The organism is Lutibacter sp., from assembly GCF_021647475.1.
Taxonomy (GTDB): Bacteria; Bacteroidota; Bacteroidia; order Flavobacteriales; family Flavobacteriaceae; genus Lutibacter.
In genome coordinates, this window is sequence record NZ_JAKIUR010000016.1 from 12,717 (window position 1) to 35,951 (window position 23,235).

At 27.1% G+C, this 23,235-nt stretch carries 21 protein-coding genes and 1 pseudogene; 12 read left to right on the plus strand and 10 right to left on the minus strand.

Translation table 11 applies throughout. The annotated features are described in order from the left end of the window. Positions 1-3: 3 nt before the first annotated feature. The gene (locus L3J60_RS05565) at positions 4-1,017 is read left to right on the plus strand and encodes a glycosyltransferase family 2 protein (RefSeq protein WP_291974501.1); all 1,014 of its coding nucleotides are present in this window, start codon (positions 4-6) and stop codon (positions 1,015-1,017) included. Here L3J60_RS05565 and L3J60_RS05570 read toward each other — a convergent pair. The 8 genes from L3J60_RS05570 to nusB all read right to left on the minus strand — a co-directional run bounded on the left by L3J60_RS05570 (position 1,004) and on the right by nusB (position 7,508). Then, on the minus strand, positions 1,004-1,624 hold the full coding sequence (locus tag L3J60_RS05570; protein WP_291974502.1) for an L-threonylcarbamoyladenylate synthase: 621 nt from the start codon (positions 1,622-1,624) through the stop codon (positions 1,004-1,006). The genes L3J60_RS05565 and L3J60_RS05570 overlap by 14 nt on opposite strands. A 69-nt stretch (positions 1,625-1,693) precedes the next feature. Beyond that, complete coding sequence (locus tag L3J60_RS05575) at positions 1,694-2,392, minus strand: response regulator transcription factor (RefSeq protein ID WP_291974503.1); 699 nt, start codon at positions 2,390-2,392, stop codon at positions 1,694-1,696. A gap of 11 nt (positions 2,393-2,403) precedes the next feature. Next, complete coding sequence (locus L3J60_RS05580) at positions 2,404-3,972, minus strand: HAMP domain-containing sensor histidine kinase (protein WP_291974504.1); 1,569 nt, start codon at positions 3,970-3,972, stop codon at positions 2,404-2,406. Positions 3,973-4,064: 92 nt separating this feature from the next. Next, a complete protein-coding gene (gene coaE, locus L3J60_RS05585) occupies positions 4,065-4,655 on the minus strand; it encodes a dephospho-CoA kinase (RefSeq protein WP_291974505.1) in 591 nt (196 codons plus the stop codon). Then, positions 4,652-5,620 (minus strand): YbbR-like domain-containing protein, encoded by a 969-nt coding sequence (locus L3J60_RS05590; protein ID WP_291974506.1) that lies wholly within the window; start codon positions 5,618-5,620, stop codon positions 4,652-4,654. The genes coaE and L3J60_RS05590 overlap by 4 nt, the downstream gene beginning before the upstream one ends. A gap of 73 nt (positions 5,621-5,693) precedes the next feature. Further along, the gene (yajC, locus tag L3J60_RS05595; RefSeq protein WP_291974507.1) at positions 5,694-6,017 is read right to left on the minus strand and encodes a preprotein translocase subunit YajC; all 324 of its coding nucleotides are present in this window, start codon (positions 6,015-6,017) and stop codon (positions 5,694-5,696) included. A gap of 10 nt (positions 6,018-6,027) precedes the next feature. Then, positions 6,028-6,540, minus strand: a complete 513-nt coding sequence (locus L3J60_RS05600) for a DUF1573 domain-containing protein (protein ID WP_291974508.1) — start codon at positions 6,538-6,540, stop codon at positions 6,028-6,030. A 29-nt stretch (positions 6,541-6,569) separates the two neighbouring features. Beyond that, positions 6,570-7,508, minus strand: coding sequence for a transcription antitermination factor NusB (gene nusB / locus L3J60_RS05605; protein ID WP_291974509.1), 939 nt, complete (start codon positions 7,506-7,508; stop codon positions 6,570-6,572). A gap of 174 nt (positions 7,509-7,682) precedes the next feature. On the opposite strand from nusB, the gene L3J60_RS05610 reads away from it, so the two are divergent. Together L3J60_RS05610 and L3J60_RS05615 are read left to right on the plus strand one after the other, a co-directional pair. Then, complete coding sequence (locus L3J60_RS05610) at positions 7,683-9,437, plus strand: ABC transporter ATP-binding protein (RefSeq protein WP_291974510.1); 1,755 nt, start codon at positions 7,683-7,685, stop codon at positions 9,435-9,437. Between the two features lie 81 nt (positions 9,438-9,518). Then, complete coding sequence (locus L3J60_RS05615; protein ID WP_291974511.1) at positions 9,519-9,899, plus strand: PUR family DNA/RNA-binding protein; 381 nt, start codon at positions 9,519-9,521, stop codon at positions 9,897-9,899. 76 nt (positions 9,900-9,975) lie between these two features. On the opposite strand, the gene sucC is transcribed toward L3J60_RS05615, so the two are convergent. Continuing rightward, a complete protein-coding gene (sucC, locus tag L3J60_RS05620) occupies positions 9,976-11,169 on the minus strand; it encodes an ADP-forming succinate--CoA ligase subunit beta (protein ID WP_291974512.1) in 1,194 nt (397 codons plus the stop codon). A 196-nt stretch (positions 11,170-11,365) separates the two neighbouring features. Here sucC and L3J60_RS05625 point away from each other — a divergent pair, with 196 nt between their 5' ends. The 9 genes and pseudogenes from L3J60_RS05625 (at position 11,366) to L3J60_RS05665 (ending at position 21,831) form a co-directional block, all read left to right on the plus strand. Beyond that, positions 11,366-13,774 (plus strand): DUF5916 domain-containing protein, encoded by a 2,409-nt coding sequence (locus L3J60_RS05625; protein WP_291974513.1) that lies wholly within the window; start codon positions 11,366-11,368, stop codon positions 13,772-13,774. Between the two features lie 41 nt (positions 13,775-13,815). Beyond that, entirely contained in the window at positions 13,816-14,478 is a 663-nt protein-coding gene (locus L3J60_RS05630) for an ABC transporter ATP-binding protein (RefSeq protein WP_291974514.1), read from the plus strand. Between the two features lie 6 nt (positions 14,479-14,484). Next, entirely contained in the window at positions 14,485-15,219 is a 735-nt protein-coding gene (locus L3J60_RS05635; RefSeq protein WP_291974515.1) for a 5'-methylthioadenosine/adenosylhomocysteine nucleosidase, read from the plus strand. A gap of 40 nt (positions 15,220-15,259) precedes the next feature. Further along, positions 15,260-17,218, plus strand: coding sequence for a BatA domain-containing protein (locus tag L3J60_RS05640; protein WP_291974516.1), 1,959 nt, complete (start codon positions 15,260-15,262; stop codon positions 17,216-17,218). After that, a complete protein-coding gene (locus L3J60_RS05645) occupies positions 17,215-18,471 on the plus strand; it encodes a dihydroorotase (protein ID WP_291974517.1) in 1,257 nt (418 codons plus the stop codon). The genes L3J60_RS05640 and L3J60_RS05645 overlap by 4 nt, the downstream gene beginning before the upstream one ends. A gap of 12 nt (positions 18,472-18,483) precedes the next feature. Then, positions 18,484-18,813, plus strand: coding sequence for a hypothetical protein (locus tag L3J60_RS05650; RefSeq protein WP_291974518.1), 330 nt, complete (start codon positions 18,484-18,486; stop codon positions 18,811-18,813). Between the two features lie 42 nt (positions 18,814-18,855). Further along, entirely contained in the window at positions 18,856-19,509 is a 654-nt protein-coding gene (locus L3J60_RS05655; protein WP_291974519.1) for an alpha/beta fold hydrolase, read from the plus strand. Positions 19,510-19,877: 368 nt separating this feature from the next. Beyond that, the gene (gene ppgK / locus L3J60_RS05660; protein ID WP_291974520.1) at positions 19,878-20,621 is read left to right on the plus strand and encodes a polyphosphate--glucose phosphotransferase; all 744 of its coding nucleotides are present in this window, start codon (positions 19,878-19,880) and stop codon (positions 20,619-20,621) included. A gap of 113 nt (positions 20,622-20,734) precedes the next feature. Then, positions 20,735-21,831: pseudogene (locus L3J60_RS05665) on the plus strand (ISAs1 family transposase). 10 nt (positions 21,832-21,841) lie between these two features. Here L3J60_RS05665 and L3J60_RS05670 read toward each other — a convergent pair. Continuing rightward, positions 21,842-23,173, minus strand: a complete 1,332-nt coding sequence (locus L3J60_RS05670) for a DUF58 domain-containing protein (protein ID WP_291974521.1) — start codon at positions 23,171-23,173, stop codon at positions 21,842-21,844. Positions 23,174-23,235 lie beyond the last annotated feature (62 nt).

Sequence of the window (23,235 nt, forward strand, 5' to 3'; positions counted from 1 at the left end):
TGAATGGTGTTAAAAACAGCTATTGTAATATTAAACTGGAATGGAAAAAACTTATTGGAAAAATTTCTTCCATCAATTTTAAAATACAGCAACTTACCAAATACTGAAATATTTGTAGCTGATAATGCTTCAACTGACAATTCTATAACTTTTTTAAAAGAAAATTACCCTACGATACAAATTATAAAAAACAAGGTAAATGGCGGATTTGCAAAAGGTTATAATGATGCTTTAAAACATGTAAACGCAGATATTTTTTGTTTATTAAACTCTGATATTGAAGTTACTAAAAATTGGTTACAACCCATCATTTCTATTTTTGAAAATGAAAAAGATACGGTAATTATTCAGCCTAAAATTTTAGATTATAAATCTAATTTAAAGTTTGAATATGCTGGTGCGGCTGGTGGATTTATAGATAAATATGGATATCCTTTTTGCAGAGGAAGAATTTTCAATGAAATTGAAAAAGATACCACTCAATTTAATGATATAAAAGAAATATTTTGGGCGTCAGGTGCTTGTTTTTTTATTCGATCAAAAGTATTTTTTGAATCAAATGGTTTTGATGAAGATTATTTTGCTCACCAGGAAGAAATAGATTTATGCTGGAGAGTTCAAAATAAAAATAAAATTATTAAATATGTAGGATTATCAACGGTTTACCACATTGGCGGAGCAACGTTAAAAGAAACAAATCCTAAAAAAACATTTTTAAATTTCAGAAATAGTTTATTTTCATTGGTTAAAAATCTACCAAAAAAATCCTTATTTTCCATTATTTTTATGCGTTTAATTTTAGATGGTGTAGCAGGAATTAAATTTATATTTGAACTAAAACCTAAACATACTTTTGCTATTATAAAAGCACATTTTAGTTTTTATAAAAACCTAAATAAAATGTTGAATAAAAGAGATAAAGCTAATCAGAAAAAAGATTATTTTTTGGTTAAAAGTGCTGTTTGGAATTATTTTATTTTAAAGAAGAAAATATTTAAAAATTTTATAATAAAGTAGCATCTCCTTTTCCTTCACGCAATATTTCAAATTTTCCATCAGACAAATCAATAACAGTTGATGGAATATTTCCTCCAAAACCTCCATCAATTACTATATCGACTTTATTTTGCCATTTTTCAAAAATTAATTCAGGATCGGTAGTATATTCAATTAAATCATCTTCATCATAAATAGAAGTTGACACAATAGGATTTCCTAATTTTTCGATCAATGCTCTTATAATATTGTTAGCAGGAATGCGAATTCCAACGGTTTTTTTATTTTTAAATGATTTTGGTAAATTCGTATTTCCTTTCAATATAAAAGTAAATGGACCTGGAAATGCTTTTTTTAAAATTTTATACGTTGGTGTATCAATCTGCTTCACATAATCAGAAAGATTACTTAAATTATTACAAATAAATGAAAAATTAGCTTTATTAAGTTTTACACCTTTTATTTTAGCTACTTTTTCCATAGCTTTTGCATTGGTAATATCACAACCAACACCATAAACCGTATCTGTTGGATAAATAATAAGTCCTCCTTTTTTTAACACGGAAACTACTTTTTCAATTTCCTTTTCATTAGGATTTTCTTCATATATTTTAATTAATTTTGCCATAAATGCAATTTAGTCAAATTTATAACTAAATTCCAATAAAAAAATCTACTCAAGCAGATTTTTTTTAATTTAGCTTTTATCAATTAACCTAAACCCTTCTCCATGAATGTTTAGTATTTCTACATTTTCATCTAGCTTTAGATACTTTCTTAATTTTGCAATATATACATCCATACTTCTAGAAGTAAAGTAATTATCGTCTCTCCAAATTTTTGTTAAAGCAAGTTCGCGAGGCATTAAGTCGTTTTTATATTGTGTAAGTAATTTTAACAATTTACTCTCTTTTGGAGATAGTTTTTGTATCTCTCCACCATCAAAAGATAAATGACGTAGCTTCGAATTAAAATGAAATTTACCTAATTCAAATTCAAAAATTTCTTCTTCTTTACTTTCTTCACTCTCCTTACGTTGCAAAATTGCTTTTATTTTGTACAATAAAACTTCGGAATCAAAAGGTTTATTTAAATAATCATCAGCACCAACTTGATATCCTCTTAAAACATCTTCCTTCATAGTTTTAGCCGTCAAAAAAATAATTGGGATTTCAGTGTTTGTTGAGCGAATATCCTGTGCTAATGAAAACCCATCTTTTCTAGGCATCATAACGTCCAAAATACATAAGTCGTAATCGTTATTTTTAAACATTATTAAACCTTCTAAGCCGTCTTTAGCTAAGGTAACATTATAGTCGTTTAAACCTAAATAATCTTTTAAAACGGTACCGAAATTTGGATCGTCTTCTACTAATAAAATTCTTTTATTCTCCATGTTTTAATGTTTTAAATCAAAGGTAATTTAATAAAAAAAGTGCTTCCTTTTCCTTTTTCACTTTCTACATAAATTTCTCCTTGATGAATTTCTACTATTTTTTTGACATATGCAAGGCCTAAACCATGACCTTTTACATTATGAATATTTCCTGTTTCTTCTCTATAGAATTTTTTAAATATATTTTTTTGAACGTTTTTATTCATTCCAATTCCTTTATCTGCAATTTTTATAATTAAATTTTTGGGTGAATTTTCAGTGCTAATTGTTATTTTAGGAGCTTCATTTGAATATTTTATGGCATTATCTAACATATTTACAAATATACTTTCTAAATGAAACGGATTTGCTAAAACTTCGGTTGAATGTGCGTTTAAATTCAAATTGATGTAACCACTACTATCTTTAATAAGCAAATCTACATGAGTAACCGCTTTTCTTAATAGGTCGTGAACCTCTACTTTTTCCTTACTAACATCTAGTTGATTTTTTTCTAATTTAGATATTCTTAAAACGTTTTCTACTTGTGCGTGCATTCGTTTATTTTCTTCACGAATCATTTTTACATATTTATTTACCTTTTCTCTATCATCAATAACTTTAGGGTTTTTAATGGCATCTAAGGCTAAATTAATAGTTGCAATTGGCGTTTTAAATTCATGCGTCATATTATTAATAAAGTCCGTTTTTATTTCTGAAATTTGTTTTTGCTTAACTAATTGATACAATGCAGTTGCAAAAGTTAAAATAATGATTAAGATAAAAAAAACAGATAAAATTAATATTTTAGATATAGATCCTAAAATAAAATTTTTCTTGTCTGGAAAATTTACATATAATTGATAATTACTTTCACCATCTTGATTAATAAACATTGGCACTTTATAACTTTTACCTTCTTCTTTTCTAAAATAACCCGATTTTACTTGTGTGGCTAATCCGTTACTATAAATACCATATTTAAACTTGGTTACTATTCCTCTTTTTTTCAGTTCTTGAGTTAATCTCATAGTTAATTCTCTATTACTAACTCGTTTATTTATTGGTAATCTATGTGTAATTATGTCAAAATATCGTTCCAAATAAGCTTTTTCAGCACTTTTAAATCTACTCAATCTAACATAGCTCTCTTGCGGAGGATTGGATGTTTTTAAATTATCATCCATAGTTTGATTTTTTACCACTACAATTTTCTCTTTGCTAAATATTTTTTTAAAATTTATAGAATCATTGTCAAAGAACTCTGTTGGTACTTTATAATTTGCTTCGATTATACTTTGTGAATAGGTAAACTTTTCATTGTTTGTGGTATCTATTTTTTCATAAATAAACCTACGAACATCTAAATCTTTTAATTTTTTACCTTGTTGGTATAAACCATTTAATTTATTATAAAACTGAGAAAATTCGCGATCTTTTATTTCTTCAGAAACTTTGGCTAATGCAAATTTTACATTAGAAGTAAATTGTGCATTACTTATTTGAATGGTATTTTTAATCCAAAAAACTTGAACTGAAATAATACCTATTAAAGCAATACTCATTAAAATAGTGATGAGTAAAAATACTCGTTTTCTCATTATTCAAATTTAAACTTTTAACATTTACAATATTGTAGTTGTACTAAATATTAACAAAAATTTAATAATTTAACATATTATTAAAATAAAGCTTATTCAATACCCGTTTTTTGTAAAATTTCATAAATTATTGAAACTTGGCGTTTTGTGTTTTCTATATTATTATTATTTATTATAAAGTTAGCTTTTGCTAATTTGTAGTTGTCATTTAATTGATGTTGCATTCTTACCCTAATTTCTTCTTCTGAAGAACCATCACGTAACTTAAGCCGTTCCATTTTAGTTTTATAATCTGCATATACCGTAATTACATAATCACAAAGTTTGTTACTTCCACTTTCAAATAAAATTGCAGATTCATAAATTATAATTCCACAATTACATTTTTTTACAAAGTTTAAAAAGTGTTGCTGCACTTTTGGATGAACCAATTTATTTAGCTTTTCTAATTTTGAAGTATCATTAAAAACAATATTTGCCAAGTATTTTCTATCAACAGCACCACTGTTGTACACTTTATCTCCAAATAATTGTATTATTTGAAATTTTAATTCTTCATCAGAATTCATCAGTTTTTTGGCTTCTATATCTGCAATATAAGTTTTAGCACCAATTTCTTTAAAAAACTGTAAAACCGTACTTTTACCACTTCCTATACCTCCTGTTAAACCAATTATTTTCATTTTTGAATAAAAAATTCTATTTGACTTGGGTTTATTTTAAGTGATGTAATTAAATCACTTTTTTGTTTAATAATTGGAGTTAAAAACTGTATTAATGTGTCCTTTTTATATTGATTGTAATCATAAACTACTAAAACACTTTTATCATTAATTTTGGAATAATTGGTTAATCCTGTTTGAAAAACAACTTTTACAACGTTTGGTAAAGTATTAATTACCACATTTTTAGGTTTATTAATTATGGTAACAGGAATGGTAAAACTTCCTTCTGTAAACTTATCTACTTCTCCAGTAATTTTCACTTTTTTAGTACTCATTAAAATATGTTCTGTATTTAATGGTAATTTTAAATTTGCAGTAAGGCTAATATTACTATTAATATTATTTAGTTTAATTGGTATCATTTCTATTTCATTAATAGAATCTATATATTTCTTAGGACCTGTAATTAATATAGAATCAGGACTTATTTTTAACGATTTTGTTAATCCAAAACCTAATTTAAAATTTAATTTAATAGAAGAAATTACAACTACTTTTTTTGTTATATTAACTCCTAAATCAAATGAAATTGTATCTTTTAAAACTCTAATAACTTCAGTTTCATTAGGTAATTGAGAATTTATATAAGCTAATTGCAAATTTGGTAATAATATGTATTTAGCTTTTATCTTTCGCATATTTGACAAGCTTAAATTAACAGTATTATTCCAAACTTTATATCTTAACAATGAAAACCCGGGAGCTTTTAAAGCCACTTCTACGGCCTCAACTGGTTTATTTTGAATTAATTTATTTGCAGGTAAATTTTTATAATTAACCTTAAAAACTGCAGTACTTGTATATGTTTTAGACAACTCCATCAATAGCCAGATAATTGAGGTTAATACTAAAAAAATAGTAAACTCTTTAACTTTACGTTTAGTTGCATTAGAAAAGCCTGATGGTTTTGATTTAGATTTCATTATTATAAAATAAATATTAAATATACAAAAAAAGTGAGCTATATAGCTCACTTTTTTTTAGAAGTAATTTTTATTATTTTTTATCTTTTGGAGCTAAATATCGTTTACTTAATTCCATAGAAATTGAAGATCTTTCAAACTTAATTTTTCCAGCTCCTGTTTCAATAATAACAGTGTTATCACTTGCAACAATATCCACAATTTTACCATGAATACCACTTGTAGTGATTATTTTATTTCCTTTTGCTAAAGCTGATTGAAATTTCTTTTCATTTTTTTGACGTTTCATTTGAGGTCGAATCATAAAAAAATAGATTACCACAAACATTAATAAAAATGGTAACATAGTTGTTAAAGAGTTGCCTCCTCCTTCTGCTAAAAATATAGTGTTATACATATTTAAAATTTTAATAAGGTTTTACTTTAATTGCGTTCAATTTCTTGTCCCGCTTTAACATTGATTTAGTTTTTGGTTTTGGAGTTACATTACCTGTAACTCTTATTATTTCGTTTACATTTTCTGTATTTGTTCTTAAGGTTATGGATTTATTTTGTTTACCTCGTTTACCTCTAGAGTTAAATACAAAATTTAATTTTGCTGAATCACCTGGTTTAATAGCTTCTTTTGGCCAAGAAGGAACTGTACAACCACAAGAAGCTCTTGCTCCTGTAATTACCAAATCTGCTTTACCTTTATTATAAATAGTAAAAGCACCATCAATTTTATCTCCTTCATTGATAGTTCCAAAATCATATGCTTTTTTATCAAATGCAATTATTGGCATTCCCATATTCATTTTAGCATCACGTGCTTTAGCAGTTTCAAGATTTGAAGATTTTACTTTTGCAGCGGCATTATCTTTACAAGATAATACTGCTAAACTTACCAATACGGTTAAAATTATAGTTATTTTTTTCATGTATTAAAAATTTTCGTAAAAATACTAAATTATAACAATCCTCTACCTATTTTTTTAATTCTTTTTGAAGTTGTAAAATCTTTTAAAATTTTATCTAAAACACCATTAATAAAATAACTACTTTTTTCAGTAGAATAATCTTTTGAAATTTCAATATATTCATTAATGGTTACTCGTGCTGGAATTGATGGAAATTTTAAAAACTCTGCAATAGCCATTTTAATTAAAATCATATCTATTTCTGCAATTCGATCTGTATCCCAATTTGGAGTTCTATCAATAATATCTTTTTCAAATTCCTTCTGGTTTAACACTACTTTTCTAAATAAGTCTAAAACAAATTTTTTGTCATCGTCATCTTTGTACAACTCTTTTAGTAGAAATGGACTTGTTGATTTTAATTTAGTCAAAGATTTTACAATCCAAGTATTTACAAACGGAATATCATCAACCCATGTTATATTTTTATCTTCAAAATATTCAGCTAATTTATCATTTGGAGCAACGAATTCTTTAAACATTTTAATTACAAATTCTTTATCATCTTCAAATGAAGATTTATTTGAATTTATATAATCTTGATATAAAGTGCTTTTTTTTGTTTTATTCCAAACTTCTGTAGTGTATTCCGAATCTAACTTCCAAAAATTTAATTTATTAGCCGTAACATATTGATTCAACGATCCACTTTCCTCCAATAGCTTAAATACTTGGTTGTCAATAAATTTTGTAGATGGATTTAATTCTTCTTTAGTTGCTAAAAATTTCTTTTTTGCAATTTTAATATAATTTGCTTCCTTGTTCTTTACTTCCACTAACAGTTGAAGCAACACCACATATAAATCATACATTTTATCAATACTAGTCAATAAGAATTTTTCTTCAATATCTAAATTATCACTTTTAGATTGCAATATGGCATAAACTGATTGCATTACTTTAACTCTAATATGGCGCCTGTTAATCATAGAAAGAACTTTATAAATTTAATCGTTAATTTTTGGCAAAAATACCATATTATTTTTAATAAACAGATTATGTTTCATCATTTTTAATAGCATTTAATTTTTATTAAAATGATCGAGTAAAATTTAAATACTGTATATTCGTACTCTTAAAAAAAATGATTTTTTTAATTTTTTATGAAGGCTTTACAATATTTAAATAAATACTTTTTAAAATATAAATATCGATTATTATTAGGTATTATTATTACTATTGCTTCTAAATTTTTAGCACTTCAAATTCCTCAAATAATAAGAGAATCTATTAATATTGCAGGAGATTACAAAAATGGTTTGACAACTAATTTAGCTGATGTAAAATCTGAATTATTAACAAATATTCTTCTAATAATTGGTGCAGCAATTCTTTCAGGTTTTTTCACTTTTTTAATGAGGCAAACTATCATTGTAATGTCTCGTTTAATTGAGTTCGATTTAAAAAACGAAATTTATCAACAATACCAAAACCTCTCACTTAACTTTTACAAAAAAAATAGAACTGGCGATTTAATGAATCGGATAAGTGAAGATGTTTCTAAAGTTCGTATGTATTTTGGTCCTGCGGTAATGTACACTATAAACATGTTAGTATTATTTATTGTAGCTATTATAAAAATGTATCAAATTGATACCGTTTTAACAAACTACACTTTGTTGCCGTTACCTATATTATCAGTTTCTATTTATCTTTTAAGTAGAGTTATTAACAAAAGAAGCACCTCAATTCAAGAATATTTATCAAAATTAACTGCAAATGCACAAGAAACCTTTTCTGGGATCAGCATTATAAAATCATACGGAATAGAGCAAAATGCAATGTTAACTTTTGGAAATTTAGCTAATACAGCCAAAGAAAAAAACATAAATTTTTATAAAGCACAAGCTTTATTTTTCCCATTAATGATTTTATTGATAGGGTTAAGTAATATTTTAGTAATTTATGTAGGAGGTTTACGGTATATTGAAGGTTCCATCTCATTAGGTGTTATTGCAGAATTTATAATGTATGTAAATATGCTTACATGGCCAGTTGCCGTTGTAGGCTGGGTTACCTCAATGGTTCAACAAGCCGAAGCTTCTCAAAAACGAATAAATGAATTCTTAAATCAAAAACCAGAAATTCAAAACAACACCTCTTTACATTCAAATATTAAAGGAAATATAGAATTTAAAAATGTTTCATACACCTATGATGATACTGAAATAACCGCTTTAAAAAATGTAAGTTTTAAAATTGAAACTGGAAAAACATTGGCAATTTTAGGAAATACTGGTTCTGGTAAAACTACTATTATCAATTTAATTGCTCGATTATATGATGTTACCTCTGGAGAAATTTTAATAGATGATTTAAATATTGAAAATGTAAACTTAAATGATTTACGTCAAAGTATTGGTTTTGTACCACAAGAAGCCTTTTTATTTTCAGATACTATTAAAAACAATATAAAATTCGGAAAAGAAAATGCTTCTGATATCGAAATAGAACAAGCCGCTAAAGATGCTTACATCCATAACAACATTAAAGCCTTTAATAAAGGTTATAATACTTATGTTGGAGAACGTGGTGTAACACTTTCTGGGGGACAAAAACAGCGTATTTCTATTGCTAGAGCTATTATTAAAAATCCTAAAATTTTAATTTTTGACGATTGCTTGTCTGCAGTTGATACAGAAACTGAAGAAATTATCTTAAACAATTTGTATAAAATAAGTAAACATAAAACTACCCTAATTATAAGCCATAGAATTTCATCCGTTAAAAACGCAGACAAAATTGTAGTACTTGACCACGGTAAAATAATACAGCAAGGTTCACACAATGAATTAGTTAACTCAAAAGGTTATTATAAAGCGTTATATGAACAACAACTTTTAGAAAAAGAAATTTAAAAATGGCTTAAATAGTAAAATAATTTTATAGATTTGTGAATAAATCTAATAAAAAGATTAAATAATTTTAGAAAGTTAAATATGAACGAAAAAGATCATTTGGAACAAGAAGAAATATTTTCTCAGGTTCTAAGAGCAGGAAGAAGAACTTACTTTTTTGATGTAAGAGCAACAAAAGCTGAAGACTATTACTTAACTATTACAGAAAGTAAAAAATTCACACATGATGATGGTTCTTTCCATTACAAAAAACACAAAATTTATTTATACAAAGAAGATTTTTCTGAATTTAATGAAATGCTCAAAGCTGCTACCGACTACATTTTAGAGGAAAAAGGTGAAGAAGTGATTTCAGAACGTCACCAAAAAGACTTTAAAAGACCTTCTGAGTTGAATGTTGAAACTACTGATAGCAACAACAGCACAGAAAGTTTTACTGACGTAAAATTTGAAGATATTTAAAAAAGTATTGATACATATTTACAAAAAAGCCGATGAAAATTCATCGGCTTTTTTATGTTTTATTATTAAGTGAAATTTAAGAAATAACTTCATGCACTTTATCAGCAGCTTCTTGAAACTCTGTAGCCGAAATAACATCTAAACCACTAGCATCAATTAATTCTTTAGCTTCAATCGCATTAGTACCTTGTAGTCGTACAATAATAGGTATTTTAATTGCATCACCCATATTTTTATAAGCATCAATTACACCTTGAGCTACTCTATCGCAACGCACAATTCCACCAAAAATATTCACTAAAATTGCTTTTACATTTGGTTCTTTTAAAATAATTCTAAACGCAATTTCAACACGTTTTGCATCTGCAGTACCACCAACATCTAAAAAGTTAGCAGGCTCGCCACCAGATTGTTTAATTAAATCCATAGTGCTCATTGCCAAACCTGCTCCGTTTACCATACAACCAACATTACCATCTAAATCCACATAATTTAATCCTGCAGCATTTGCTTCAACTTCAATCGGATTTTCTTCACGTAAATCACGTAATTCTGCTAAATCTTTATGACGAAATAAAGCACTATTATCTAAAACTACTTTAGAATCTACCGCTAAAATTTTATTATCTGATGTTTTTAAAACAGGATTTATTTCAAATAATGATGCATCTGATTTTACAAAAGCAGTATATAATGAAGTCACAAATTTTATCATTTCTTTTAATGCAGAACCTGATAAGCCTAAATTAAAAGCAATTTTTCTAGCTTGAAAAGGTAATAATCCTAATTCTGGATCAATTTCTTCTGTAAAAATTAAGTGAGGTGTTTTATCTGCAACCGCTTCAATGTTCATTCCACCTTCTGTAGAATACATTACCATATTTTTACTAGTTGTTCTGTTTAGTAAAACAGACATATAATATTCTTTTGTTTCAGATTCACCTGGATAATAAACATCTTCAGCAATTAATACCTGATTTACTTTTTTCCCTTGTGGTGGAGTTTGAGGTGTTTTTAACATCATTCCAATCATAGCTTCTGAAATGGTATCAACTTCTTGTAAACTTTTAGCAAGTTTAACTCCTCCTCCTTTACCACGTCCACCAGCATGAACTTGAGCTTTAACAACCCACCACTGCGTACCTGTTTCAGTACTTAATTGTTTTGCAGCTTCCACCGCTTTTTTATGATTATCGGCAACAATACCTCTTTGTATTCTTACACCAAAACTACTTAGTAATTCTTTTCCTTGATATTCGTGTAAATTCATTAGAAATAACGGTTTTATTAAATATGTACAAATGTAATCATTTTATCAAAATTTCTATTTGAATAATAAAAAAAGTTTTCCTTATTTGGTTACATAAAAAATAACAAAAAATCTATTTTATTAACATTTATTTAAGATAATATCGAATAACAGTTAAATAATTTTGAACTTTGAAAATTACACCTTATTCTTAATGATGAAATATTACTTAACCATTATTTTTATTACTATTTTTACTTTTTCGAAAGCACAACAAAACCCAAAAACGGTAAAAGCATTAAAAATAGATAAATCTCCAATTATTGATGGAATTTTAAACGAAGCGTTTTGGAATAATGCTGAACCAGCCAAAGATTTCGTAATGTTCAATCCAGGAGATGGTGAAGCAGAAAGGTCTGATAAAAAAACGATTGTTAAAATTGCTTACAATAATGAAGCAATATACATAGGAGCAACATTGTACGACAATAAACCGAATGAAATTCCTATGCAATTTTCTACTAGAGATAATTTTGGAATAACCGATTTTTTTGTGGTAACCATCAATCCTGAAAATGATGGTCAAAATGACACTGAATTCATAGTAATGAGTACTGGTAATCAAGCGGATGCTAAATTATCTTTAAACGGTGAAGATTTTAGCTGGAATGCGGTATGGAAAAGTGCAGTTAAATTAAATAAGGATAACTGGACTGTTGAAATAAAAATTCCTTATTCTGAATTGCGTTTTAACAATACAAAATCTAAAACTTGGGGAATAAATTTTAGTAGAAAGTTTAATAAATTGGATGAACAATATGTATGGAATTATGTAGATAAAAAAGTAGGCTCATTTACACAATATAGTGGAAAATTAACAGGAATTGAAAATATTACACCTCCAACTCGTTTAAGCTTTTCGCCTTACGCTTCTTCTAATTATAGCTCTTTTGATGGAACACATAGCTTTGATAACAATATTGGAATGGATTTAAAATATGGAATTAATGAAAGCTTTACATTGGATGCTACTTTAATTCCCGATTTTGGTCAAACTGCTTTTGACGATTTAGTTTTAAATTTAGGACCTTTTGAACAACAATATCAAGAACAACGCTCTTTTTTTACAGAAGGAACAGAATTGTTTAGTAAAGGTGGTTTGTTTTATTCTAGAAGAATTGGGAATACTCCAACAAATTTTTATGCTGTTGAAGCAAATTTGGGTTCAAATGAAGAAATAATTGACAACCCAAGCAAGGTTAATATGCTAAATGCTATTAAAGTATCCGGCAGAACCTCAAAAGGATTAGGTATTGGTTTTTTTAATGCTATCACCGAAAAAACATTTGCTAAAATTAAAAATATAATTACTAATAAAATTAGAAACGAAACCACAGAACCTTTAGCAAACTATAATGTTTTAGTTTTAGATCAGCAATTTAACAAAAACTCATCAGTAAGTTTTGTAAATACCAGCGTAATACGTAATGGCGATTTTAGAGATGCCAATGTTTCTGCCCTTTTATTTAATTTAGCAGATAAAAAAAGTAAATATAATTTATCGGGAGCCTATAAATTAAGTAACGTATATGAAAATAGTGATAAAACTACAGGTTATGCAGGTTATTTAAAATTTGAGAAAACTTATGGAAATTTTCAGTACGAAATAGCACATTCAAGAAGTAATGATACTTATGATATTAATGATTTAGGATTTCAAAGAAACAATAATTATGCAAACTATTCTGGTGGAATTTCTTATCGTATTTTTAAACCAACCAAACATTTTAATCAATATAGAGTTTCTTTAAATGGCGATCTTAATTACCAAAATAAGCCTAATAATTATCAAAGTAGTTCCATTAATTTAGATGCTTTTTTTATAACAAAAAGTCGTTTTGCTTTTGGAGCTAATATCATGAAAAATATTGGAAGCCAGTATGATTTTTATGAACCTAGAGTTACAGGTCGGTTTTTTAAACAAAATGCTGTTTTCTTTTCTATGGGTTGGATTTCAACCGATTATAGAAAAAAGTTTGCTATGGATTTAAGGGCTGGCTATGGAATTAGACATAAAAACAACAATCTTTACAGAACCATAACGTTCTCTCCAAGATATCGCTTTTCTGATAAATTTCAGCTAATATATCGAATAAATTATAGTAATATGACCGAAGAAAAAGGTTGGGTTAATGAACTGGATAATGGGGCAATTATATTTGGAAACAGAAATATTAGAACGCTAACTAACACATTAATAAGTAGTTATAATTTTAACATTAAGAATGCCTTAAACCTTTCTTTTAGGTATTACTGGTCTCCTGTAAAATATGCTGATAATTATTACGAGTTAAATAACAACGGTACTTTAGAGGCTAGTAATTACACTGCTGTTCATGATATTAATTATAATATTTGGAATTTAGATTTGAGTTATAATTGGGAATTTGCTCCTGGAAGTCAATTAATTGTATTGTACAGAAATTCAATATTCAATTCTGATGAAATGGCAGATTTAAGTTTCTCTCAAAATTTGAATAATTTATTTAAACAACCTAAAACCAATATTTTTTCAATTAAATTAATTTATTATTTAGATTATAACAATGTAAAACGTTGGTTGTAGTTTTAATTTAATTCCGTATTTTCACCGTATTATTTTTTATAATGATTACAGCAAAAAACATACACAAATTTTACGGAGATTTAGAAGTATTAAAAGGAATCAATTTAGCGATTAAAAAAGGAGAAATTGTTGCAATAGTTGGTCCTTCTGGGGCTGGTAAAACAACCTTACTTCAACTTTTAGGAACTTTAGATAAACCTAGCAATTCTGATACTTCTGAAATTAAAATAAATCATAAAAACGTTTTAGAATTTAACGATAAAAATTTATCTGATTTTAGAAATAAACATATCGGATTTATCTTTCAATTTCATCAATTATTACCAGAATTTACAGCATTAGAAAATGTTTGTATTCCTGCGTTTATTGCAAATAAAAGTAAAAAAGAAGCAGAAAAAGAAGCCACAGAACTACTCAATTTTTTAGGGCTTTCGGATAGATTAAATCATAAACCAAATGAATTATCTGGTGGCGAACAACAACGAGTTGCAGTTGCTAGAGCGTTAATTAACCATCCTGATGTAATTTTTGCTGATGAACCTAGTGGAAATTTAGATTCTACCGCTGCAAAACAATTACATGAACTCTTTTTTGAACTTCGAAAAAAATTTAATCAAACTTTTGTAATAGTAACTCATAACAGAGAATTAGCTGATATGGCAGATAGAGAGTTAGAAATGAAGGATGGAAAAATCATTAATTAATTTTACATGATTGGTATTATAAGTGCAATGCAAGAAGAAATTCAAGCACTACTGCATCAACTTCAAAACGTTTCAACAACAGTTAAAGGTATGCGGACTTACTATGCCGGAACTTTATATAACAGAAAAATAATTTTAGTGTTTTCACGTTGGGGAAAAGTAGCTTCAGCAGCAACAACCACACAACTTATAAACGATTTTGATGTAAATGAAATAATTTTTACAGGAGTTGCAGGTGGTATTATTGAAGAATTAAATATTGGCGATGTTGTTATTGGGAAAAATTTATATCAACACGATTTAAATGCAAGTCCATTTTATGAAAGATTGGAAATTCCAATTCTTAAAAAGAAATATTTAAAAACAACCAATGCAAACCAACTTTTAGAAGCTACCGTTCATTTTATAAAAAATTACAACAACTACATTTCAACTGAAGATGCTCGAAATTTTAATATTACCAAACCAAAAGTAATTTTAGGAGATATTGCAAGCGGTGATCAATTTATTTCAAGTGTAAAAAAAATTAAAAAGCTAAATAAACTAATTCCAACAGCTACCTGTGTTGAAATGGAAGGAGCTGCAGTAGCCCAAGTTTGTTATGAATATAATGTACCATTTTCTATAATTAGAATTATTTCTGACAAAGCAAATGATAATGCCACAATCGATTTTTCAAAATTTTCACATAAAATAGCAAGTTATTATGCTTTAGGAATTTTAAAAAACTATTTTGCATAAAACACGCTAAATTTTATATCTTTGAAAAACTTTTAGAATAATGCAATTTAAGCATCCGGAAATTTTATTCGCACTTTTCCTACTTATCATTCCGATAGTTATTCATTTATTCAACTTTCAACGTTACAAAAAAGAAGCCTTTACCAACGTTCAATTTTTAAAAAACATACAGCATCAAACACGTAAAAGTCAACAGTTAAAAAAACTCATTTTATTATTAACTCGCCTACTCATTTTTACCAACTTAATTATTGCTTTTGCACAGCCATTTTGGCCTAGTAAAAAAGCTAATAAAAAAATTATAACTAATATTTATTTAGATAATTCTTTTAGCATGCAAGCGGAAGGAAAAAGTGGAGCATTATTTAAAAACAATATTCAAAAATTAATTAAAGCTACCGAATATTCTAAAGAAAAATTTAACGTATATACCAATAACAAAACTTATTTTAATTTAGATTCAAAAAGATTAAAAACTACACTGTTAAAATTAGATTATTCACCTAAAAACGAATTTTTAAACTCATTATTATTTAAGATAAATTCAGTTAAAAAAAATAAAACAAATGCTTTATGTGAAAATATATTAATATCTGATTTTCAAAATATTAATTCAATAAATAAACTTGGTTTTACAAATGTAAACAATAAGAATATTTTAATTCAAACCACTCCAAAAAATAATCAAAATTTTTATATTGATTCTGTTTACATTTCCAACAAAACTATTGATGATATTTTACTAAATGTAGTAATTAATAGCAATCAAAAATCATCAGAAAAAATAGCAATATCTCTTTTTAATAACGCAGTATTATCTGGAAAAGCAACTTGTAATTTTAATAAAACAACAAGTGAAAAAGTACAATTTTCAATTCCAAATACCATTAATTTTTTAGGCAAATTAGCTATTGATAATGATGCCATTTCATTTGATAATAGTCTTTATTTCACTATAAATAAACCTACAAAATTAAGCATATTAAGTATTGGAAATAACAGTACTTTTTTATCTAAAATTTATACTCAATCTGGATTTAATTATCATCATTATTCATTGAGTAATTTAGATTATAATCAGATTCAAAATCAGCATGTAATTATCCTTAATGAACTTGATGAAATTAATGCTGATTTGGTTACTTTTTTAAACGATTATACTTCAAAAGGAGGCATTTTAATTATAATTCCTTCTGAAGATATAAATCTAAATTCATACAACACGCTCTTTAAAAGTTTAAAATTAGGAAACATTAAACAAAAAATAGAAAAAGAACATTTGATAACTTCTATAAACTTTAAGCATCCTTTGTTTAAAAAGGTTTTTGAAAAAACAATAAAAAATTTCGATTATCCAAAAACCAAAATTTCTTATAAAACATCGTTAAAAAATAGCTTGCCTATTTTAAAATATGATTCAAACACTCCTTTTATTTCTTCATTTAAACATCATTTAATAACTATTTATTGGTTTGCAAGTCCATTAAACAGAAGTACTTCTAACTTCACTCAATCACCACTAATTGTACCTATATTTTATAATATGGCAACGCAACAATTTAATGCATCAAAAATTTATCATATTATTAATGATAATAATAATATTGATATAAATTACAAACTACCTAAAGATGAAGTAATTAGCGTCAAAAATGATAAAACTCATTTTATTCCACTTCAAAAAAGTTATCAAAATAAAGTGCAATTAAATTTTAAAAATCAGATTAAAAAAAGTGGATTTTACCAAGTTTTAGCTAAAAACAAAATAGTTACAACGCTTGCATTTAACTATAACCGAAATGAAAGTATATTGGAATATTTAAATCTTAAAAATACTTTTAACAATCAAAAAAACATAACTATTGCAACCTCAATACCTAAAGTTTTTGAAAAAATAGCTAACGAACAAAAAATCAAAACTCTTTTTAAGTGGTTTTTAGCATTAGCTGTGCTATTTTTACTTTTAGAAATATGGATCTTAAAATATTTTAAACAATGAATTATCTTTTAAAATTAGCTACTATTATCGATGAAACTAGCAAATTTCATCATAAAAAAATGGATGTATTAATTGAAAATGGTGTAATTACTAAAATAGCATCTAACATTAAAAATATTGAAAACTACAAAGAATTAGTTTTAGAAAATTTACATATTTCACTAGGTTGGTTTGACAGCAGCGTTTGTTTTGGAGAGCCTGGTTTTGAAGAACGAGAAACTATAAAAAACGGATTAGAAACTGCCGCAAAAAGTGGATTTACAGCTGTTGCAGTTAATCCAAATACAAATCCTGTTACCGACAATAAAGCTTCCATTGAATTTCTGAAAAATAAAGCCACAAAAACACTAACACAATTATATCCTATTGGTGCTTTCACAAAAAATTCTAATGGAAAAGATTTAGCCGAATTATTTGATATGCAAAACTCTGGTGCCATAGCTTTTGGCGATTACAATAAAGCCATTCCAAATGCTAACTTATTGAAAATAGGATTGTTATACGCTCAAAATTTTGACGGATTGGTACTGAGTTTTCCTCAATATAATTCCATTGCCCAAAACGGATTGGTAAATGAAGAAAAAAACAGCACTAAACTTGGTCTTAAAGGCATTCCAGCCTTAGCTGAAGAGCTACAAATAGCTCGTGATTTGTATATTTTAGAATATACGGGCGGCAAATTGCACATTCCAACTATTTCAACAAAAAATGCCATAAAACTAGTTAAAGAAGCAAAAAAGAAAGGTTTAAACGTTACTTGCAGCGTTGCTGCTCATCATTTAATTTTAACCGATGAAGAAATTAGTAATTTTGATGCAAACACTAAAGTTTTACCACCGTTAAGAACTTTAAAAGATACCAAAGCATTAATTAAAGGGGTAAAAAATGGAGTTATTGATGTTATTACAAGCGACCACAACCCAATTGATATTGAACATAAAAAGTTAGAATATGAAAAAGCCAAGTTTGGAACTATTGGATTAGAAAGTTGTTTTGGAGCAATTAATACAGTTTTGGATATAGATACTATTGTAAAATGTTTAACTACAAACCCTTCAAAAATATTTAACATCACTTCTAATTCAATAGCTGTTGGTAACAAAGCAAATATTACCTTATTCAATCCAAATGAAGAATATGTATTTCATGAAAAATATATTTCATCAACTTCAAAAAATTCCGTATTTTTAAATAAAAAATTAAAAGGAAAAGTTTATGGCGTTATTGCAAATAATAAATCAAAAATTAACTAAATAACATAAATTATGGACAATCAAACAGTAAATGAAGGAAAAACAACGGCAATTATAAGTTATATAACTTGGTTTGGCCCTTTAGTTGCTTATCTAATGAATAAAGATAAAAAGAATGCTTTCGCAGCATTTCATATCCGCCAAATGATTGGATTAGCCTTATTTTCACTAGCTAATACCTTTATTATTACCAGATTTACTGGCTATTGGGTTTATGGAACAATCAATTTTTTGTTATTCATTCTGTGGATCATTGGTTTTATCGGAGCATTACAAGGAGAAGAAAAGAAAATTCCACTTATAGGAGATTTATTTCAAGATTGGTTTAAAGGAATTGCTTAATTAATTTTAAAAAATCTTTTAAACACAATTTTACTTATCCTAATGAAAGAACTAACCTTAAAATACATTGTAAAAGAACCTAAAAAATATTCTGAAGATACCGCTCTCCTATTATTGTTACACGGTTATGGAAGTAATGAACAAGATTTATTTTCTTTTGCTCAGGAACTTGATGAAAACTTATTAATTATAAGTGCTCAAGCTCCGTTAGAATTGGGTTTTAACAGCTATGCTTGGTACACTATTAATTTTGATACCATAAACGGTAACTATTCAGATATTCCGGAAGCGATTAAAGTACGTGAAAAAATTGCTATTTTTATTGATGAATTACAACAATTGTATAAAATAAAACCTTCAAATACCATTTTATTAGGATTCAGTCAAGGTACTATTTTAAGCTATGCTATTGCTTTAAATTACCCTAAAAAAATACAGAAAGTGATTGCATTAAGTGGCTACGTTAATGAAAAATTATTATCAGGAAATTTGGAAGATAAGGATTATCATTTATTAGATTTTTTTATATCACATGGAACTGTAGATCAGGTTATTCCAATTAGTTGGGCGGAAAAAGCACCTAGTTTTTTACAAAAATTAGGAATAAAAACTACTTTTAAAACCTATCCAATTGGTCACGGAGTTTCTCCTCCAAATTTTTTCGATTTTAAAAAATGGCTAGAAGAAAGAGTTTAAAAATTGTAAAGAATAAAAATTGTAATTTTGAATAAATTAACTAAAAAGATTCAGCACTGGATTGTAGTTCCAGTTGTGATGGTCTTTTTGGTTAATTTTAATTTCAACCATTAGTTTATAAAATAAATTATTAAACCCATTGTGCATTTTGATTCTTTAAACATACTATTACGTCCGTTCGAGCCTGCCTGACGGCAAGGCAGGTAATTTTTGATAAAAAATTGTATCGAGAATAGATTAGGTTTTTTATTTAAAATAATCTATTCTCGATACTAATTTTAAGCCTAAAAAGGCTAAAATTCACTCGAATTGACGAAATTTTATTATAATGTACAACAAGTTTACTAAATAAAACACAACTCATAAAAATGGAAATATTAGGAATTGATGTTGGAGGAAGCGGTATTAAAGGTGCTATTGTAAACTTGACAACAGGAGAATTAACCTCAGAAAGACATAGAATTTCAACTCCAAGACCTGCCACTCCTGAAAATATAGCAAAAACCATAAAAGAATTGGTAAATCATTTTAACTGGAAAGGTGATGTTGGATGCGGGTTTCCAACACCTTTACAACATGGAAAATGTCAAACTGGTGGAAATTTACATAAAGATTGGAAAAATACTCAAGTAGATGTGCTTTTTAAAAAAGAAACTGGAAATGATTTTTACATTATAAATGATGCTGATGCTGCAGGTTTATCCGAAATGAATTTTGGAGCAGGAAAAGATGTAAAAGGAGTTGTAATTATGATAACAATTGGCACTGGAATTGGTTCTGGTCTTTTTTTAGACGGAAAATTATTACCGAATTCTGAATTAGGTCATGTTTTATATAAAAATGGTGAAATTTTTGAAAAATATGCTTCTGATGCAGCTAGAAAAAGAGATGATTTAAGTAAAAAACAATGGGGAAAACGTTTACACGAATATTTTCAGCATATAAATTTTATTCTATCACCTGATTTATTTATTGTTGGTGGTGGTGCTAGTAAAAAGTTAGCTAAATTTGAAAAACAAATTGATATTGAAACTAAAATTGTTCCTGCTAAAGCTGAAAATAATGCGGGAATAATTGGAGCTGCATTGGCTGCAAAATATAAGCTTAAATAAACCAGGGCAAACTCACACTTTTAAAATTAAATATTCACAATAATTGACTGATTAATAGTCTATTAAGTTATTTTTTATTTGTATATTATACTGATAGTCAATAATTTAGATCAATGGATAAGCAGAATAAGTTAGTCAGTATTTTTAACCAAGTAGAAGATCCTAGAAGCCATATAAACAAACTACACAATCTAATTGACATCCTTCTTATAGGTATGATTTCAGTGATTTGTGGAGCAGAAACTTGGAAACAAATGGTTGGTTTTGCAAAATCAAAAGAAGATTTCCTAAGAACCTTTCTTGAATTACCAAACGGAATACCTTCGGAAGACACTATAAATAGACTGTTTACATCAATTGATAGTATTCAATTAGAAAATTGTTTTATAGAATGGGTAAGTTCTATTGCAGATTTAAGTTTAGGACAAATAATTGCAATCGATGGCAAAAACATAAAGGCAAAAAATCACCTATTCATATGGTTAGTGCTTGGGCTTGTGAAAATAACCTTGTATTAGGGCAAGTAAAAACAGACGAGAAATCTAATGAAATTACTGCTATACCAAATCTATTGGAGATTCTTGATATATCTGGAAATACAGTGAGTATTGATGCTATGGGAACTCAAAAAGAAATTGCAAAAAAAATAATTGATAATGATGCTAATTATATCTTGGCAGTAAAAGGTAATCAACCACAGTTATTAGAACATATAGAAGATGAATTTAGGTTTTCAAAACAACTAGAAATAGATAAAAACGAAGATTTAGGACACGGAAGAATAGAAACACGTATTTGTAGTGTAATAACTGATTTTCAATTTATTGAAAAACAAAACGAATGGATGAATTTAAGAAGTATACTACGAATAGAAAGTATTCGAGAATTTAAAAATAGCGATAAAGAAAAGGAAACATCTATACGTTATTATATATCAAGTCTAAAAAATGACGCCTCGTATTTTCAATCTGCAATACGTTCTCATTGGGCTGTTGAAAATAAATTGCACTGGACATTGGATGTTGGTTTTTCAGAAGACGCATCAAGAAAAAGAGCAGGAAATGCTTCACAGAATTATTCCGTACTATTAAAAATCGCTTTAAATTTATTAAAAAACGAAAAAACAGAGAAGCAAGGAATTAAAGGAAAAAGACTAAAAGCAGGCTGGGATAATCAGTATTTATTAAAGGTGCTAAAAATAAAAGTGTGAGTTTGCCCTGTTAAATAAACCCTTTAGATTTAAATTCTAAATATTTATTAATTACATTTAATGTTAAATTTTTTGGCTTGGTAAGAATAGCATACATTCCCCTACTTTCAATTTCTTTAACAATAAGTTTCTTTTCGAAATTAAATTTTTCAGCAATCGTTTTATGGTAAATAGTTTGCAAATCTTTCGCATTTTCTTTCAATAATTTTTGTAATTCCGTATTTTCAAAAAATACTATTACCAATAAATGATGTCTTGAAATAGCCTGTAAATAAGGTAATTGCCGTTTTAATGATGATATATGCTCAAAATTGGTATATAATAGTATTAAACTCCGCTGCTTAATTACCCTTTTAGTTATGGCATATAAATAGCCAAAATCTGAATCTGTAAATTTGGTATCAACATTATAAAGCGATTCATTTATACTATTTAAGTGAGTTTTTTTATTACTTGCAGCAACTATAGCATCTACTTTTTTTGAAAAGGTAATTAATCCTGCTTTATCGTTTTTTTTAATGGCTATATTTGAAAAAGCTAAGGTTGCATTTATAGCATAATCTAATAATTTTAAACCTTCAAAAGGCATTTTCATAACTCTACCAACATCAATAATTGAGTAAATGGGTTGTGCTTTTTCATCTTGATATTGATTCACCATTAATTGGGCTTTTTTGGCAGTGGCTTTCCAATTTATAGTTCTTGCATCATCACCTTGAACATAATTTTTTATTTGTTCAAATTCTAACGTATGCCCTATTCTTCTAATTTTTTTTAAACCAAATTCAGTAAGCCGATTACTCATTGCTAAAAATTCATATTTACGCATTTGTAAATAGGAAGGATAAACAGCTACCATTTTATTTTCTTCAAACTTATACCGCCGTGAAACTATTTTAAAAAATGAAGATACATATACATTTAGATTACCAAAAACATATTCTCCACGTTCAAAAGGAGTTACCTTATATTCAAAATTATAATCTTCAGAAGCCTCTACACTAGCTAATTGAAGAAAATTTCTTTTCTGAAATTGTACTGGTAGTTCGTCAATAATTTTAACCTCAACTTTAAAATTATAATTATTTTTAATGGTAATTGGCACTTTATTTTCATCAGAATTTGAAAATTTATTGCCGAGTATTCGACTTGCTTGTACTCCTTTTTTCTTTTTAAAAAGAAGATAAATATCCATTAAAAATAAAATACTTAATACAAATAGTAAAACCCAAGCAATATTGTAAAACACAGAAAACCAAAAAGACAATAAAAACACAATTACAATTACACTTAAGTAATTGAAAAAACGCTCGTGTATGTATAAATTTTTAAAAATATTCATTATAAATCAATTCAATTTGCACCTGAAAATTATCTGGTTTTTAGTATTGAAAACACTTCAAC